Source organism: Flagellimonas sp., assembly GCF_965222555.1.
Taxonomy (GTDB): Bacteria; Bacteroidota; Bacteroidia; order Flavobacteriales; family Flavobacteriaceae; genus Flagellimonas.
This window is the reverse complement of sequence record NZ_CBDCUG010000005.1, coordinates 1,260,482-1,274,976: the sequence shown is the minus strand read 5'-3', so window position 1 is coordinate 1,274,976 and position 14,495 is coordinate 1,260,482. Positions and strand designations below refer to the sequence as shown.

The following is a 14,495-nucleotide window of genomic DNA, read 5'->3' as shown; positions in this document are numbered from 1 at the left end:
TGTTTATCGGATAACTGTTATAGTTCCTTGTTTTAGGCTTTCACCACCTTTGGTGACCTTATAGTAAAAAATCATATTCTGTTGGTTGAACGAAGTGGTGGATTGAGGCCAGTTGTTTTCGTAATTGGACTGACTGAAAACTTGCCGCCCTCTTTCATCATAAATGGTTACCACTATATCTTGGTTTCTTGAATAAGTGTTGGGCAATATCCAAAGGTCATTTATACCATCTCCATTTGCAGTTATTACATTTGGAATAGAGAATGTATCCCTGTAAGTAACCGTTATTACCCTATTTATGGTACAGTTGCCAAAGTTGGCTACTAAAAGGAATTCTCCCTCTTGCTCAAAATTGTAAAAATCCTGAGTGGCCAAAAGCGTGTTGTTTGCGTCAAACCATTCGTAAGATTCAGCTCCACTAGCGGTTACCGTTTCGGTTTCTCCTTCAATAATTATAAGCTCCTGAGGTTTGTCCAATGTAAGTAGTGACTCATCGAACGCTCTAACCGTAACCTCATTGGAGATTACTGGGCAGTCATGTGTCTTTATTATTAATTGGTAAACACCAACTTCTGTGGCTGTAATACTTTCAGATGAGGTGTCTATGACCGAACCATCTTTTAACCACTCAAAAGTTTCATCGCTCAAACCTTCCGAACTATTAAAAACTATGGGGTCAGCTCCTTCGCAAAGAACTGTTCCATTGGCGGTTATTTCCAAAAGGTTGTTGGTGGCCAAAGTAACTGTAAGATTGTTTGAAGAAGCATTGAAACTATCCAAAACACCATCAAGTTTGTAAGTTCCGTTTTTTTCGAAGCTTGAAATGGTGATGGTTTTAGAGTTTTCTCCACTTATAGTACTGCCATCTTGTGTCCACTGATAAGAGAAAGATGATTGTAAATCAGCTGTAACGTCAGTTTTGACTCCAGAATCGCTAACGGCATTTATTGTGGAAAGACTAAGGGTAGCATCCGTATTCTGACATGAGTCATAGGAACCTACATAATCCACTAAAAACTCAAATGAATCAGGAGAAACTATGGTTGTGTTTTCGGAATCCAAAGGCGAAGCGGAACATCCGCCTCCATTTTCGGTTACCCTTGCATGATATACACCTGTTTCGGAAATTTCCAATGAACTATTGGTTGCATCCGTAATAGGCGATCCATCTTTATACCATTGGTATGTTGGGGTGGTTGCTGTGGAGGTAACGCTAAGTGTTTTGGTTTGTGAAGGTAACAGTACAATGTTTTCTTCATTCACCCTTGTGACCTCAAAACTTCCTTGGCTTCTAATTGCCACTGAGGCTGAACGTTCCAAGCATGTAGACGCACCTTCAATTTCTACTTCATAGTTTCCTTCAAATCCAGAAACAGAAGTATCAATAGTATAGGTATGGGCATCTACCGTTGGACCTGAAATAGCGGAACCATCTTTATACCAAGTGTAGCTTAGCCCCATTCCACTGATGTTGGACTCAAGGGTATGGTTACTTCCTGGACATAGTTCAATATCATTGGAGCCGTTGATGGCTATACCTTGACTTGTTCCTGTGGTGACCTCTATGGTGTTGGAAAGTGTATTGGCAGAACCAGAACACACAGAACCATAATCCAATTCCACATAGTACATACCTGGAGAATTAACGGTGATACTTTCGCTTTTTTCTGATAATAGTGTACCGCTTTTATACCAGTTGTACTGATAAGTACTAGCATTTGGGATGTTGTGTGGTGTAAGTGTTATGGACGTAGCTCCACAAATTTGTATTTCCCCTCCGGGCGGAATTGTACCACTTCCATCTTGGCTAATAAGCAAGGGTGAGCTATAATCAACATAATGCATTGGATATGGATCAGAAGCAGGACTTGTCTTTGCCGGACTGGTACTACGAACTCTGAATTTATACGTTTCCCCTCTTACGTCAGTAGGAACAGCAAACTCGAACTCAAAATCGAATACAGTGTTTTTGTCACTTACCCGAGCCAACTCTGTTGGTGAACCAAAGTTTCCGTTGGCATCTGAGAGCTCTAGAACAAACTCGTTGTCAGAATCCACCAAAGGGACATTCCAAGTAAAGTTGACAAAATATTCGTTAAAGCTATCTGAAGCGCAGGCTGCTGTCCAGGCAGAATTACCTGCAAGGTTGGGATTATCAGCTGGGATCGGTTTGTTTAGAACTTGCGCCCCAACAAGGTGGGTGCCAAGCAGCATAATTGCAAAAGCAATCACAAGAATGCCATTATACGAACTAGTTTTCTTCATCAGCGTTAGTTTTAAGAGGTTATGGGCAATAATGCCCTTCCGTTGTGCCCCTTAATCTTGTTTGTTCTTTTGGGCGTTGTAAAACACCCACTATTTCATATAATGTTCTAATAACAAATATGCTTTAAATTCGGCCTAACGGAAAGATATTGTTGTAGGGGGGGCAAAAAGTGTTGTGAAATGGCTTTCTTTGTATACACCAAGGCACTATTATTCACTACAAACGCTGGTTTTTACTACATTTGCGCTTCAATTTTTGGTTATGGGTGAAGAAGAGAGATCACTGAATTTTATAGAGCATATTGTTGAAGAGGATTTAAGGGAAGGTTATGTGAAAAACGACCTTCGTTTTAGGTTTCCTCCAGAGCCAAATGGATACCTGCACATTGGTCATGCCAGTTCAATTTGCTTGAATTTTGGTTTAGGTTTGAGATATAACGCTCCGGTGAACCTTCGATTTGATGATACCAACCCTGCAAAAGAGGAAAAAGAGTATGTGGACGCCATCAAAAAAGATGTTGAATGGCTGGGATATCAATGGGATACGGAATGCTATGCATCTGATTATTTTCAGCAATTGTATGATTGGGCCGTAGAACTTATCCGTCAGGGAAAAGCGTATGTGGACAGCCAAAGTTCAGAGGACATGGCTGAACAAAAGGGTACCCCTACAGAACCTGGCAAGGAAAGCCCGTTTCGAAATCGTTCAGTGGAAGAGAATTTGAAGTTGTTTGAAGGGATGAAAAATGGTGATTTCGATGAAGGAACCCATGTCCTGAGAGCTAAAATCGACATGGCATCATCCAATATGTTGATGCGTGATCCCATTATGTACAGAATCTTGCATAGACCGCACCACAGAACAAATACCGATTGGTGTATTTATCCCATGTACGATTGGACCCATGGAGAGAGCGATTACATTGAACAAGTCTCCCATTCTTTGTGTACATTGGAGTTTTTACCACATAGAGAGCTCTATAATTGGTTTTTAGACCAATTGGTAGATTCTAAAAAACTGCGCCCTAAACAGCGAGAGTTTGCTCGTAGAAACCTTAGCCACACTGTGGTAAGCAAGCGAAAACTGCTTCAATTGGTGGAGAGTGGCGTTGTTAATGGTTGGGACGACCCAAGGATGCCTACTATTTCTGGATTGAGAAGAAGGGGATATACACCGGAGTCAATTCGGAATTTTGCTGATACCATTGGAATTGCCAAAAGGGAGAATATTGTTGATGTTTCCTTGTTGGAGTTCCATGTACGGGAACACCTAAACAAAATTGCACCCCGAGTAATGGCTGTTCTGAATCCTCTGAAATTGGTTATCACCAATTATGAGGAAGGGAAGGAAGAATGGCTGGATGCGGAAAACAATCCAGGGGATGAAGCTGCCGGAAGCAGAAAAGTGCCATTTTCTAGAGAGCTATATATTGAGCAAGAGGATTTTCGTGAGGAAGCCAACCGTAAGTTTTTTAGGTTGAAGCTGGGGGGAGAAGTACGACTCAAAAACGGTTATATCATCAAAGCCGAAAGCTGTACGAAAGCCGATGACGGAAATATAATTGAAGTACAATGCACTTACGATCCAAAAAGTAAAAGTGGAAGCGGTACGGAAGAAAGCTTGAGAAAAGTTAAGGGAACATTGCATTGGGTATCCATTGCACATGCAATTCCTACCGAGGTGAGATTATATGATCGTCTTTTTACGGATGAGTCACCTGACACCCATAAGGATAAAGATTTTATGGATTTTGTAAATCCGGATTCTTTGAAGAAGATAACCGGATATTTGGAACCAAGTTTAAAGAATGCAAAAATTGGGGACAGATTTCAGTTTCAACGTTTGGGATATTTTAATGTGGACACCGATTCAACTTCAGAAAATTTAATTTTCAACAGAACGGTCACTTTAAGGGATACTTGGGCAAAATTGGAGCAAAAATCTTAGTATAGAATTTTTCTATGCACACCCCACAATACCATTTGGTTTAATTATCAAAAGTCCTTTGTTTTAAGCTGCTTTCTGAGGTTTTTACAAATTCTAGGATATATGTATCGCCCCTTGACCCAAAATAATTGGTAACGGTCTTATAATGGGAAAATGAAAATTTTAAGGGCTTCTGGACGGTTTTCAGTTTTCTATGGGAAGAAAAAAAGAAAAGGGAGCAAATTTGCTCCCTTTTTTTAATTTGGATAGGCTGATTTGGTCTATTCCTTTTTCTTGGGTGTTCCCGTTTTCTTCATTTGCTCACCAATCATATTACTGGCCGTAAATGATGCCACCATATTGTTCAACATATCACTACCAGCTTGTGGTGAATTTGGGAGCAAGATTAGATTGGTGTTGGTTTCCTCACCAATGGATTGCAACGTATCATAATGTTGGGTGACCACGATTAAAGCAGAAGCTTCTTGTGAATTGATACCTACTTTGTTTAAAACCTCAACGGACTCCTCAAGACCTCTGGCAATTTCTCTACGTTGATCGGCAATACCCTGACCTTGCAATCTTTTGCTTTCTGCTTCGGCCTTTGCTTTTTCTACAATAAGGATTCTGGCGGCATCACCTTCAAACTGAGCAGCAATCTTTTCACGCTCAGATGCATTGATACGGTTCATGGCTTCTTTTACTTGCGCATCAGGGTCAATATCGGTAACCAAGGTTTTGATGATATCATATCCATATTCCAGCATGGCATCTTGTAATTCGGATTTTACCGCAATGGCGATGTCATCTTTTTTTACGAAGACATCGTCCAATTTCATTTTTGGAACTTCGGCCCTAACTACATCAAAAACATAAGAGGTAATTTGATCATGCGGATATTCCAACTTATAAAAAGCTTCGTAAACTTTATTCCGAATTACTACATATTGAACGGAGACTTTGAGCTTGACAAATACGTCGTCCAAAGTCTTGGTTTCAACGATAACATCCAATTGTTGAATTTTCAAACTTAGTCTACCGGCAATACGATCTACCAATGGAATCTTCATTTGTAAACCTGAGTTACGAATGCTCTGGAAACGACCAAAGCGTTCAACCACGACAGCTGTTTGTTGTTTTACAATAAAGAAGGACGATATCAGGATGATAAGTCCAAAGAAAATTGCCGGAATCAAGAAAAAATTACCCATAGCTATGAAAGTTTTAATTAAGAAAGGAAATTACGAAACTCTGTAAGATATGAGTAGCCAACGATCAAGTTTTGTTACACATTCATCAATTGGCAAGCGAATTTATCGCATTCGAAATCCTTTCTAGACATTCTTCCTTACCAATCATTTCCAAAATATCAAACAAATGCGGTCCTTTCATGTCGCCAACAATGATCAAACGGAGGGGCCCCATAACTTTTCCGAAGGAAAGTTCTTGTTTCGTAATCCAGTCTTTTACCTGGCTTTCGATATGGGAAGAACTGAAATCATCACAGCTTTGTAAAATGTCTGCAACACTTTGCATGAGCTCTGGAGTATTTTCTTTCCACTGCTTTTTCACCATTTTTTCATTGTAGGTAGTTGGAGCTTCAAAAAAGAAGTTGGACAGCTCCCAAAAATCAGAAACAAAGTTTGCCCTTTCTTTTATAAGCTGAATTATTTTTTTAACCCTTTTTTCGTCTGGATCAAAAAGAACATGTTTTGATGCAGCTATTTTACCCAGTTCAAAATTATATTGTTCCGCAAGAATGTTTTCATCATAATTCTGCAAATATTGATGATTGTACCACTTTGTTTTTTCAGAATCAAACCGGGCTCCGGATTTATTTACCCGTTCCAAGCTGAAAGCCTCAATCAATTCATCCAAGCTGAACAGTTCTTGTTCGGTACCAGGGTTCCATCCCAACAAGGCCAAAAAGTTGACGACAGCTTCTGGGAAATATCCAGCTTCACGATAGCCTTGCGATTCGTTCCATGATAATGGAAAAACGGGAAAACCACCTTTTTCACCATCCCGTTTGCTCAACTTTCCCTTTCCAACAGGTTTCATAATAAGTGGAAGATGTGCAAATTGCGGAGCTTCCCAACCAAAGGCATTATAAAGCAATTGATGCAATGCTAAAGAGGGCAACCATTCTTCCCCACGGATAACATGGGAAATCTCCATTAAATGATCGTCTACAATGTTGGCCAAATGATAGGTGGGCATGCCATCACTTTTAAATAAGATCTTATCGTCCAGGATGTTGGTGTCTGTTTTTATTTCTCCACGGATAAGATCGTTGAGCAACAACGTTTCATCTTGTGGAGATTTAAATCGGATTACATAATTATCACCGGCATCCAATTTTTGTTGGACTTCTTCGGCACTCAAAGAAAGCGAATTGGAAAGTTTTAATCTGTTATGCCAATTGTAGATAAAGGTTTTGCCCTTGGCCTCATGGTCTTTTCTGTGAAAATCCAATTGTTCAGATGTATCAAAAGCATAATAGGCATGGCCTTTTTCAATCAGTTGCAAAGCGTAGTCTTTGTACAAGTGTTTGCGCTCACTTTGTCTGTAGGGGCCAACATCACCTTCTTTCCCAGGGCCTTCGTCAAATGGAATTCCACACCAGTTTAAAGCCTCAACAATATAATCCTCGGCGCCTTCCACATATCTATTTTGATCGGTGTCCTCAATACGAAGCACAAAATCTCCGTTATGTTTTTTAGCGAACAAGTAGTTGAAAAGGGCAGTACGAACACCGCCAATATGTAATGGTCCAGTTGGACTGGGGGCAAATCGAACCCGTACTTTTTGACTCATCATTATAATTTGAACGGCAAAGATACTATTTGACAGGGCAGTAAAAAACTGGAAATTAAAGGTGATTTAACAAAATGTTTTCAGGACTATTCAGAGCTATCGGGTATCTTGGTAATAAAATGACCCAATTTGGAAGGTTACAATAACATTATAAGAAAGCTCAACGAGTTTACAAGAAGGTATTACATCAAACAATTGATCAAGGGAGGTTTGTTGTTTATGGCTCTTGGACTATTATTTTTCCTAGCGGTTATGTCATTGGAATATATGCTCTGGCTAAACCAGAATTGGCGTTTGTTTCTGTTTTTGATTTTCATACTGGTTGAGTTGGCCCTGTTGTACAAGTTTATTTTGATTCCCATATTTTATCTTTTTAAGGTGAGAAAAGGACTGTCAAACAAAGAGGCTGCAAGACTGATCGGCAAGCATTTTCCAAACATTGATGACAAGCTTTTCAATTTATTGGAACTTTCTGAAAACCAAGAAAGGTCAGAGCTGTTGTTGGCCAGTATTGAACAAAAGAGTCAAAACCTGAATAGTTTTTCCTTTGCCAAAGCGGTCAATTTAAAAGAAAGTGTTGGCTATGCTAAATATGTAATTGTGCCAATTGCCATAATTGCCATAATTTGGCTTTCGGGAAATATTGCTTCTTTTTTTAGTTCGTATACCCGGGTGGTTAATTATGATGTTGCTTATCAACAACCCGCTCCGTTTGTGTTTAGGGTATTGAATGATAAGTTAGAGGTGTTGGATAACGAACCCTTGACCGTTCAAGTGGAAACAATAGGGAATGTTAAGCCGGAGAATGTTTTTATGGTAATTGATGGAGATGAGTTGTTGCTTCAAAAGAAAGAAAATCTGTTCATACATACTTTTGAAGCACCGGTCAGGGAGACCAATTTTTACCTTACTGCAAATGGTTGGGATTCCAAAGATTATAGCATTAAGAGTTTTAGCACGCCTGCGCTTGTTGATTTCAAAATGAATTTGATTTATCCAAAATATACGGGGCGTGTTGCTGAAGTTGTTACAGGAACGGGTAATGCTATAATTCCTGAAGGAACAAAAGTGACTTGGGAGATTGAAGGGAGAAATGTTGAGGATATCAAGATGAATTTAAGGGACACCATAATTTCTTTTGTTGGGGTAGGTGATAGCTTTAAGACAGAAAAAAGCATTTACAATAATTTCTCTTATGAGTTGAGCACATCGAATGCCAATGTTCGCAATTTTGAAAGGTTGGGCTATCAGTTGGAGGTTGTAAAGGATGCTTATCCCGTTGTGCGGGTCGAACAGCTTTTGGATTCCATTAATCCCAATCAATCTTTTTTCACTGGACAGGCATCCGACGATTACAGAGTGAATACAATTCGAGTTGTTTGTTACCCGTCGGATGATAGGGAAGATATTCAGAGAGTTGTTTTGGAATCGCCAAAATCCAATGTACACCAGTTTTATTATACGTTTCCTTCTGGATTTGAACTTGAAGATGGTAAGAATTATAAATTGTTCTTTGAAGTTGTTGATAATGATGGACTTAGGAATGGAAAGCTCACCAAAAGTAAGGTTTTTGATGCCTCACTACTTGATGATAATCAGCTGAAAAACAAGGAATTAGAGTTTCAGAACAATGTTTTGAACAATCTTGACAAATCATTGGAGAGGTATAAGGAACAGCGGGAAATACTTTCCAAAATCAATGATAAGCAAAAGGAAGAGAACAGCTTAAATTTTGATGATAAGAATGAGATAAAGGACTTTTTACGCAAGCAGGAGGAACAGGAGCAATTGATGGAAAAATTTAGTAGGCAGCTCAAAGAAAGTTTGAATAAGGAGGAAGGTTCTGATGAGATGAAGAAAATGCTGAAAGAAAGATTGGAGAGACAAGAATTGGAAGCCAGAAAGAACGAGAAACTATTGGAAGAGTTGAACAAGCTGTCTGAAAAAATCAACAAAGAAGAACTGAAAAAAAAGCTAGAAGAGTTGGGTAAGAAGCAGAGTTCAGGGGCCAGAAATTTGGAGCAGATTTTGGAACTCACCAAACGCTATTATGTGACGGAAAAAATGTCACAACTTTCTAAAAAGTTGGATAAACTTTCCGAAAGACAGGACATGCTCTCAAAGATGAAGATGGATGAGCAGTTGGATAATAAACTTCAAAAAGAGGAGAACGAGAAGTTTGAAGAGTTATCAAAAGAGCTTGACACACTCAGAAAGGACAACGAAAAGCTTAAAAAACCTTTAGACCTTGATGTAACTCCAAGAGATCAGGAATCCGTTAAAAAGGATCAGCAGGATGCACTCGAGGAAATCAACAAGCACCAAGGAAGTGAGGAGTCATCTGAAAGCCAAGAGAAACAAAATTCGGGAAATAAGGTTTCCCAGAAGCAAAAGTCTGCGGCGCAAAAGATGAAGGAGATGAGTGAGGCGATGCAACAAAGTGCCATGGGTGGAGGAGGCTCATCTGATGCGGAAGATGCCGAAATGCTGCGACAGATTTTGGATAATCTGGTCACCTTTTCTTTTAAGCAGGAAAACTTGTTTGATACTGTTGAAAATGCTGATGCTGACGTTTCTCAATTTTCAAGAACGGTTAGGGACCAAAAAGAATTGAGAAGATTATTTGAACATGTTGACGATAGTTTGTTTGCGCTTTCATTACGTAGGGCTGAATTGTCAGAATTTGTGAATGAGCAAATCACGGAGGTGTATTATAATATTGACAAGTCTTTGGAAAGTATTGCGGAGAATCAGATTTTTCAGGGAGCATCGTATCAGCAATATGTAGTTAATGCCACCAATGCTTTGGCGGATTTTCTTGCGAATGTGTTGGACAATATGCAGCAAAGTATGAAACCAGGTCAGGGAAGTGGACAAAGCGGTCAAGATTTTCAACTTCCAGACATCATACAAGGACAAGAAGGAATTGGAGAAAAGATGAACGGTTCAAGTCAAGGTAAAAAGGGAGAATCTGGAGAGACAGGAAAAGAGGGCCAAGGAAAAGAAGGAGAATCTGAAAACGGAAGTAGGGGTGATGATGGAACCAAAAACGGAAATGGTCAAGGTGAAGGACAGAACGGCAAGGATGGAATTAAAGGAAATGGAAATGAAGGTGCTGGAGGTAAAGAAGGTGATGGAGCTGTTGGTTCTGGAAATAGTGAAATGGGATTGAGCGAGATATATGAGATTTATAAAGAACAGCAATATTTAAGACAGCAATTGGAAAAACAGCTGGAGGATATGATTAATAATGCTGATAGAAACTTGGCTAAAAAGTTGATTCAACAAATGGAGAATTTTGAGAATGACCTATTGGAAAATGGAATCACGCAGCGTACCCGTAACAAGGCAAACACGATTCAACATCAGCTGTTGAAACTTAAAAATGCTTCATTAAAACAAGGTAAACAAAAGGAGAGAGAAAGCAACACCAACCAGAATAGATTTTCCAATCCGATTACTACCAAACCGGAAGTGCTTAAGGAGCACAAAAACGACATTGAAATATTAAATAGACAAGCATTACCTTTGCGGCAAAATTACGATAAGAAGGTAAAGGTTTATTTTAAGAATGATTGATTTCCATTTCAAGTCAGAGTTTGGCTTAGATAATAAAACGAAATTTTCCGATTGGATAACTAGGATTATTGTTTCTGAGAACTTTGAGGCAGGGCAGATTGACTATATATTTTGCTCTGATGATTATCTGTTGAACATCAATCAGGAGTATTTAAATCACGACACCTTTACAGATATTATCACCTTTGATTATTCAAATGGGAGTACTATTTCTGGAGATGTTTTTATCTCAACGGATAGGGTTAAAGAGAACGCTGAGACCTACAAAGTTGGTTTTGAAGATGAACTTTTACGAGTGATGAGTCATGGTGTTTTACACTTAATGGGGTATGGTGATAAGATTGAAGAGGAGCGCAAATTGATGCGGGAAAAAGAGGATGAAAAGATAAAATTGTTCCACGTGGAACCATAGTTATGTTTGAGAAGGAATATGATGTTATAGTTGTTGGTGGAGGCCATGCCGGGGCGGAGGCAACCGCTGCTGCTGCTAATATGGGGTCAAAGACTTTATTGGTCACGATGAACTTGCAGACCATTGGACAGATGTCTTGCAATCCTGCCATGGGAGGAATTGCAAAAGGGCAAATCGTTAGGGAGATTGATGCACTTGGGGGTTATAGTGGAATTATAACGGACAAGTCAGCCATCCAGTTTAAGATGTTGAATAAATCCAAAGGACCTGCCATGTGGAGTCCAAGGGCGCAAAATGACAGAATGCGTTTTGCGGAGGAGTGGCGGATTGCATTGGAAAGTACCCCTAATGCGGATTTTTATCAGGAGATGGTTTCTGGATTATTGGTGGAAAAAGACAAGGTGGTTGGTGTTAGAACCTCACTTGGAATTGACATTCGGGCCAAAGCAGTTGTGTTGACCAATGGCACCTTTTTAAATGGGCTTATTCATATTGGTGAGAAACAGTTTGGAGGGGGAAGAGCAGGTGAAAAAGCGGCAACTGGAATTACGGAGCAGTTGGTTGATTTTGGTTTTGATAGCGGTAGAATGAAAACAGGAACTCCGCCGCGTGTAGATGGAAGGTCGTTGGATTATTCAAAGATGATTCCACAGCCTGGTGACGAAAACCCGGATAAGTTTTCTTATTTAAACACGCCTATTTTAAAGGAACAACGGGACTGCCACATGACGCATACCAGTGCTTTGGTTCATGATTTGTTGCGTGAGGGTTTTGATCGCTCTCCAATGTTCAATGGGAGAATTCAGAGTATTGGCCCAAGATATTGTCCATCTATTGAGGATAAGATCAACCGTTTTGCGGAGAAAGATTCTCATCAAATTTTTGTGGAGCCAGAGGGCTGGCATACAGTTGAAGTTTATGTAAATGGATTCTCTACATCACTGCCGGAGGATGTGCAGTATAAAGCTTTGAAATCCGTTAAAGGATTTGAGAACGTAAAATTCTTTAGGCCAGGATACGCCATCGAGTATGATTATTTTCCGCCGACACAATTAAAGCACACCTTGGAAACCAAGTTGATCAACAACCTTTATTTTGCTGGTCAGATTAATGGAACTACCGGATATGAGGAAGCAGCTTCCCAGGGATTGATGGCGGGAATCAATGCGCATTTAAAAATCAATGAAAAGGAATCTTTTATTCTAAAAAGAGACGAAGCGTATATAGGCGTGCTCATTGATGATTTGATCACAAAGGGCACTGAGGAACCCTATCGTATGTTTACTTCTAGGGCTGAGTATAGAACATTGCTCCGCCAAGACAATGCGGATTTGAGGTTAACTCCGAAAAGCTTTGAACTTGGCTTGGCTACAGAGGAGCGCATGAAGCTAATGGAAGAGAAACAGGAGAAGTCGGATAAGTTTGTGGAATTTTTTAGGAAGACAAGCTTTGTTCCTGAAGAGATAAACCCCATTTTGGAATCCGTTTCTTCATCAAAGGTTAAGCAATCCGATAAACTTTTTAAAGTGTTTTCCAGACCAAAGGTTACCATGGACCACATGTTGAGTTTAAACTCGGTTTCGGAATTTGTAAAGAAAAATGAATTCAATGCAGAAGTTTTGGAGCAAGCGGAAATACAAGTAAAGTATTCAGGCTACATTGAAAAAGAAAAAAACAATGCGGACAAACTCCATAGACTTGAAAATGTAAAAATTCCGGAAAACTTTGATTATTCTAAACTAAAATCTCTTTCATATGAGGCAAGAGAGAAGTTGGAAGCGATACGTCCGGTTACTATTTCACAAGCTTCGAGAATAAGCGGTGTATCTCCTTCTGATGTTAGTGTACTTCTTGTATTTTTAGGACGCTAGGTATTTTTTGTTCCACGTGGAACATTTTTAGCTTGAATCAACTTCATTTGTTGTGGCTTGGTTTTTGATTCACAAAATCAATCAAACCAAAAACAATGAAACACCATCTACTCCTGCTTGTTTCGGTCATATGTTTAAGTTCATGTATTCCGCTCAGAATAGCTCCTACTATAAAAGACTATAAAGTGTCAAAAGGTAAAAGCTTTAAAAGAAGCCTACCTAAAAAGACCATGTTTATTTTTGAAGATCCCAAGGATGAAAATGAATTCTATAATTACGTGAACACCAAATTTCAATTGGAAGATTATTATGTGGATGTTGAAGTGCCTTTTGAAGTGAAAGGAGATGAATTTTATTTTTCCTTTTATGAAGTGGAGATTCCAACAAAGACCATCAATTTAATTCCGTTAATGATTGATGGCATTCTAGACCAAGCAGCAGATATGGATCCAATGTTGGAAGAAGCTCATACATCAAGAATAGGAAATTGGTATATAGCCATTGAAGTTTTTAGCTATACAGAGAAAGATTGTTTACATGAGGATTCCATTTTTAGACCGCAGCTTTTAACGTATCTTTCGCAACTCAAAAAAGAGTATTTGAATACTGTCAACTACAATGAAGTTGTTTTTAAAAACTAAAGATTTTTCAGTTTCAAAAGAAGGCTTTGAATTGCTGTTTGATACTGAGTTGGAGATGCTGGTTACCCATCCTCAACCAGAGAATCTTGCTTCTTACTACGAAAGTGAAACATATATTTCGCATACCGATTCCAAGGCTTCGCTAACGGACAGGTTATATCAGTTGGTGAAGCGGTATAGCATCAAAAAAAAGATTCAACTTGTTGAAAATCAAATAGTTAAATCAAAAAAATTACTCGATTTCGGTGCTGGAACGGGAGATTTTTTGGCTCAATCCAAAGCTAAGGGGTTCAAAGTCAACGGAGTAGAGCCAAATGATAAAGCGAGAACCCATGCGGCTAAAAAGGGTATTCCCTTATTCAAGGATGCAACGGAAATTCAAAATGAAACTTTTGATGTAATTACCCTGTGGCATGTACTCGAGCACCTACCCAATTTAGATGAACAGCTTGAACAATTCAATACATTGCTAGATGCAAATGGAACTTTGATCGTAGCTGTACCCAACTATAAATCGTATGACGCCAAACACTATGGTTCCCATTGGGCGGCATATGATGTGCCAAGACACCTATGGCACTTTTCAAAAACTTCCATTATCAGACTTTTTGATAAACACCGTATGGAAGTGGTTTCTATAAAGCCCATGATTTTTGATGCGTTTTATGTTTCACTACTTTCGGAAAAATATAAAGGCAACAAAATGTATTTGATCAATGCATTTTTTGTTGGACTATGGTCAAATCTCCGCGCATATTTTTCAAAAGAGTTTTCATCCCTTATCTATATAATTAAAAAGAAGAACTAGGCTTTTCCAAGCACTTTCTGGTCATTTCTACACCTGTTGCTTGGAATTACCCTGTTTAAAAAAGAAAAGCGCTCTGAGGTGGCTATTTACAATCAAATTAAATAAAAATATTCTATTCCATTTTAGGAAAATGATAGATGTTTTCTATTTACAAAGAAATGCCCTTTTTTGGATT

The 14,495-nt window shown here is 39.0% G+C and carries 9 protein-coding genes; 6 read left to right on the top strand and 3 right to left on the bottom strand.

Features of this window, described 5'->3' with window-relative positions:
* Positions 1-3: 3 nt before the first annotated feature.
* Positions 4-2,265, bottom strand: a complete 2,262-nt coding sequence (locus ACOQO1_RS14170) for a gliding motility-associated C-terminal domain-containing protein (protein ID WP_420603535.1) — start codon at positions 2,263-2,265, stop codon at positions 4-6.
* Between the two features lie 262 nt (positions 2,266-2,527).
* On the opposite strand from ACOQO1_RS14170, the gene ACOQO1_RS14165 reads away from it, so the two are divergent.
* Positions 2,528-4,213, top strand: coding sequence for a glutamine--tRNA ligase/YqeY domain fusion protein (locus tag ACOQO1_RS14165; RefSeq protein WP_420603534.1), 1,686 nt, complete (start codon positions 2,528-2,530; stop codon positions 4,211-4,213).
* A 260-nt stretch (positions 4,214-4,473) separates the two neighbouring features.
* Here the strand turns inward: ACOQO1_RS14165 and ACOQO1_RS14160 are convergent, their stop codons facing one another.
* Positions 4,474-5,403 carry an SPFH domain-containing protein gene (locus ACOQO1_RS14160; RefSeq protein WP_420603533.1) on the bottom strand — a complete coding sequence of 310 codons (930 nt, stop codon included), beginning with the start codon at positions 5,401-5,403 and terminating at the stop codon, positions 4,474-4,476.
* Positions 5,404-5,488: 85 nt separating this feature from the next.
* Entirely contained in the window at positions 5,489-7,009 is a 1,521-nt protein-coding gene (gene gltX, locus ACOQO1_RS14155; protein WP_420604338.1) for a glutamate--tRNA ligase, read from the bottom strand.
* Positions 7,010-7,138: 129 nt separating this feature from the next.
* Here gltX and ACOQO1_RS14150 point away from each other — a divergent pair, with 129 nt between their 5' ends.
* The 5 genes from ACOQO1_RS14150 (at position 7,139) to ACOQO1_RS14130 (ending at position 14,320) form a co-directional block, all read left to right on the top strand.
* Complete coding sequence (locus tag ACOQO1_RS14150; RefSeq protein WP_420603532.1) at positions 7,139-10,588, top strand: hypothetical protein; 3,450 nt, start codon at positions 7,139-7,141, stop codon at positions 10,586-10,588.
* Entirely contained in the window at positions 10,581-11,000 is a 420-nt protein-coding gene (gene ybeY / locus ACOQO1_RS14145) for an rRNA maturation RNase YbeY (RefSeq protein ID WP_420603531.1), read from the top strand. Before ACOQO1_RS14150 ends, ybeY begins: the two co-directional genes overlap by 8 nt.
* 2 nt (positions 11,001-11,002) lie before the next feature.
* Entirely contained in the window at positions 11,003-12,871 is a 1,869-nt protein-coding gene (gene mnmG, locus ACOQO1_RS14140) for a tRNA uridine-5-carboxymethylaminomethyl(34) synthesis enzyme MnmG (RefSeq protein WP_420603530.1), read from the top strand.
* Positions 12,872-12,966: 95 nt separating this feature from the next.
* On the top strand, positions 12,967-13,512 hold the full coding sequence (locus tag ACOQO1_RS14135) for a hypothetical protein (RefSeq protein WP_420603529.1): 546 nt from the start codon (positions 12,967-12,969) through the stop codon (positions 13,510-13,512).
* Positions 13,490-14,320, top strand: a complete 831-nt coding sequence (locus tag ACOQO1_RS14130) for a class I SAM-dependent methyltransferase (protein WP_420603528.1) — start codon at positions 13,490-13,492, stop codon at positions 14,318-14,320. The genes ACOQO1_RS14135 and ACOQO1_RS14130 overlap by 23 nt, the downstream gene beginning before the upstream one ends.
* Positions 14,321-14,495: the final 175 nt, after the last annotated feature.

Bases quoted from the DNA above. Each gene is read 5' to 3' on its own strand.
- ACOQO1_RS14160 (WP_420603533.1), bottom strand. From the start codon at position 5,403: ATGGGTAATTTTTTCTTGATTCCGGCAATTTTCTTTGGACTTATCATC.
- gltX (WP_420604338.1), bottom strand. From the start codon at position 7,009: ATGAGTCAAAAAGTACGGGTTCGATTTGCCCCCAGTCCAACTGGACCA.
- ACOQO1_RS14135 (WP_420603529.1), top strand. From the start codon at position 12,967: ATGAAACACCATCTACTCCTGCTTGTTTCGGTCATATGTTTAAGTTCA.
- ybeY (WP_420603531.1), top strand. From the start codon at position 10,581: ATGATTGATTTCCATTTCAAGTCAGAGTTTGGCTTAGATAATAAAACG.
- ACOQO1_RS14170 (WP_420603535.1), bottom strand. From the start codon at position 2,265: ATGAAGAAAACTAGTTCGTATAATGGCATTCTTGTGATTGCTTTTGCA.
- ACOQO1_RS14165 (WP_420603534.1), top strand. From the start codon at position 2,528: ATGGGTGAAGAAGAGAGATCACTGAATTTTATAGAGCATATTGTTGAA.
- ACOQO1_RS14130 (WP_420603528.1), top strand. From the start codon at position 13,490: ATGAAGTTGTTTTTAAAAACTAAAGATTTTTCAGTTTCAAAAGAAGGC.
- mnmG (WP_420603530.1), top strand. From the start codon at position 11,003: ATGTTTGAGAAGGAATATGATGTTATAGTTGTTGGTGGAGGCCATGCC.